This is a genomic window from Janthinobacterium sp. CG_23.3 (assembly GCF_046115965.1).
GTDB lineage: Bacteria > Pseudomonadota > Gammaproteobacteria > Burkholderiales > Burkholderiaceae_D > Janthinobacterium.
In genome coordinates, this window is the sequence record NZ_JBJXIB010000238.1 from 1 (window position 1) to 2,810 (window position 2,810).

Annotated in this window: 3 protein-coding genes; all 3 read right to left on the bottom strand. The window is 64.9% G+C overall.

The window, feature by feature from the left end; translation table 11 throughout:
* On the bottom strand, positions 1-624 hold a 624-nt coding region (locus tag ACFDR9_RS27380), incomplete at its 3' end, for an ABC transporter ATP-binding protein (protein WP_409033033.1).
* Positions 625-637: 13 nt separating this feature from the next.
* Entirely contained in the window at positions 638-1,858 is a 1,221-nt protein-coding gene (locus tag ACFDR9_RS27385; protein WP_409033034.1) for an ABC transporter permease subunit, read from the bottom strand.
* Positions 1,859-1,875: 17 nt separating this feature from the next.
* Positions 1,876-2,805, bottom strand: a complete 930-nt coding sequence (locus ACFDR9_RS27390; RefSeq protein ID WP_017878813.1) for a branched-chain amino acid ABC transporter permease — start codon at positions 2,803-2,805, stop codon at positions 1,876-1,878.
* Positions 2,806-2,810: the final 5 nt, after the last annotated feature.

Genomic DNA, 2,810 nt, shown 5'->3' on the forward strand with positions numbered 1-2,810 from the left:
CAGCACCGTCTTGCCCTCGGCCTTGATTTTCACCAGCAGCTCGCGCAGCGCCAGCTTCTCGGTGGCGTTCATGCCGGCGGCCGGCTCGTCCAGGGCCAGCAGTTGCGGGTCCGTCGCCAGCGCCCGCGCGATCTCCAGGCGGCGCTGGTCGCCGTAGGACAGGAAGCGCGAGGTGCGGTTGGCGAACTGGCCGATGCCGACGAAGTCCAGCAGTTCCTGGGCGCGGATGCGGATGCCCGCCTCCTCCTCGCGCGCCGCCTTGTGGCGGAACACCGCGCCGAACACGCCCTGGTGCGAGCGCACGTGGCGCCCCACCATGACGTTTTCCAGCGCCGTCATCTCGCCGAACAGGCGGATGTTCTGGAACGTGCGCGCGATGCCGGCCTTGGCCACCTCGTGCGGCGCCGACGGCGAGTACGGCTTGCCGGCCAGCTCGAAGGTGCCGGTGTCGGGCTGGTACAGCCCGGTGATGACGTTGAAGAAGGTCGTCTTGCCGGCGCCGTTGGGGCCGATCAGGCCGTAGATCTGGCCCTTGGTGATCGTGATGCCGACGTCGGTCAAGGCTTGCAGGCCGCCGAAGCGCTTGTTCACGCCGGCGATGTTGAGAATGGTCTGTTCGCTCATCTGTGTCTCTCCCTTACGCCGCCATTACGCCGGTCGATGGATCTGGTTTGTCTGTGTCGCGGTCGGGGCGGTCCTCATGCTTGGGCGCCGGCCACAGGCCGGCCGGGCGGTTCAGCATGATCAGCACCATCGCCAGGCCGTACAGCAACTGGCGCAGCACTTCGGCTTCGATCAGCACCTTGCCGAACAGCGCGTTCTGCGCCGGCTCGACGATGTGCCGCAGCACCTCCGGCAGCGCCGCCAGCAGCACGCCGCCCATGATCACGCCCGGGATGTGGCCGATACCGCCCAGCACCACCATCGCCAGCACCGCGATCGACTCCGTCAGCGAGAACGACTCCGGCGACACGAAACCCTGGAACGACGCGAACATCGCCCCGGCCACGCCGCCGAACGAGGCGCCCATCGAGAACGCCAGCAACTTGACGTTGCGGGTGTTGATGCCCATCGCCTTGGCGGCGATTTCGTCTTCGCGGATCGCCACCCAGGCGCGGCCCAGGCGCGAATGCTGCAGCCGCGTCGTCACGAAGACGATGGCGATGCACAGGAACAGGAACAGGAAGTAGTACGCGTTCACCGACGGCATCGAGAAACCGCCGACCACCACGGTGGCCTTGGAACCGGCCTCGCCGCCCAGCGACACGCCGAAGATGCGGATCGGGTCGATCAGGTTGATACCCTGCGGGCCGTTGGTGAAGTTGATCGGCTCGTTGAGGTTGTTCATGAAGATGCGGATGATCTCGCCGAAGCCCAGCGTGACGATGGCCAGGTAGTCGCCGCGCAGTTTCAAGGTCGGCGCGCCCAGCAGCGCGCCGAACAGGCCGGCCACGGCCGCCGACAGCGGCACGATCAGCCACACCGACAGGTGGATGCCGTTGGCGCGGATGTCCTCCCCCATCACGCCGACCAGGAAGTCGCCGACCAGCGGATACTGGTTGACGACCGATTCCAGCAGCGCCGCGAATTGCGGCGAGGCCAACAGGCCGGTCATGTAGGCGCCCACCGCGTAGAACGCGATGTAACCCAGGTCGAGCAGGCCGGCGAAGCCGACCACGATGTTCAGCCCCAGCGCCAGCATGATGTAGAGCAGCGCGATGTCGATGATGCGCACCCACGAGTTGCCGAACTGGGCGGCGAAGAACGGGAAGACCATCAAGCCCAGCAGGATCACGCCCATGCTGGTGTAGGCCTTGCCCGGATTGTTTTTGACGTCGAAGTCGAAGAAACTTGCCATGATTGTTTTCCTTAAACTTAAGCGCGGTCGGCGACGCGTTCACCCATGATGCCGGAAGGCCGGATCGTGAGGACGATGATGAGGACCACGAAAGCGAAGATGTCCTGGTAGTGGCTGCCGAGGAAGCCGCCGGTGAGGTCGCCGATGTAACCGGCGCCCAGGCTTTCGATAATGCCCAGCACGATGCCGCCGATCATGGCGCCGTAAATGTTGCCGATACCGCCCAACACCGCCGCCGAGAACGCCTTCAAGCCCGGCACGAAGCCCATCGCGAACTGGATCGACGAATAGTTCGCGCCCCACATCACGCCGGCCACCGCGGCCAGCGCGGCGCCGATGGCGAACGTGGCGACGATGACCTTGTTCGAGTCCACGCCCATCAGGCCGGCCACGCGCGGGTTTTCGGCCGTGGCGCGCATGGCCCGGCCCATCTTGGTTTTTTCAACCAGCAACACCAGCGAGCCCATCGACAACGCGGCCAGGGCCAGCAGCAGCACCTGGGTTTGCGAGATCAGCGCGCCGCCGATGGTGATCGGCTCCGACGACAGCAGTTGCGGGAACGGCAGCGGGTTGCGGCCCCAGATCATCATGGCGAACGTTTGCAGCAGGATGGACACGCCGATCGCCGTGATCAACGGTGCCAGCCGGGGCGCGTTGCGCAGGCGGCGGTAGGCCACGCGTTCGATCAGGATGTTGACCAGCATACACACGGGAATCGCGCCGGCGATGGCGATGGCCAACTTGACGTAGCCGGGCAAGTCGGGCGCGTAGGAATTGAGGAGGTTGAGAATGGTCAGACCTGCCATTGCACCGATCATCAGTACGTCGCCGTGGGCGAAGTTGATCAGGTTGAGTACGCCATACACCATCGTATAGCCCAGGGCGACCAGCGCGTACATGCTGCCCAGCACCAAGCCGTTGATGATTTGTTGGATAAATGTATCCATGTTTT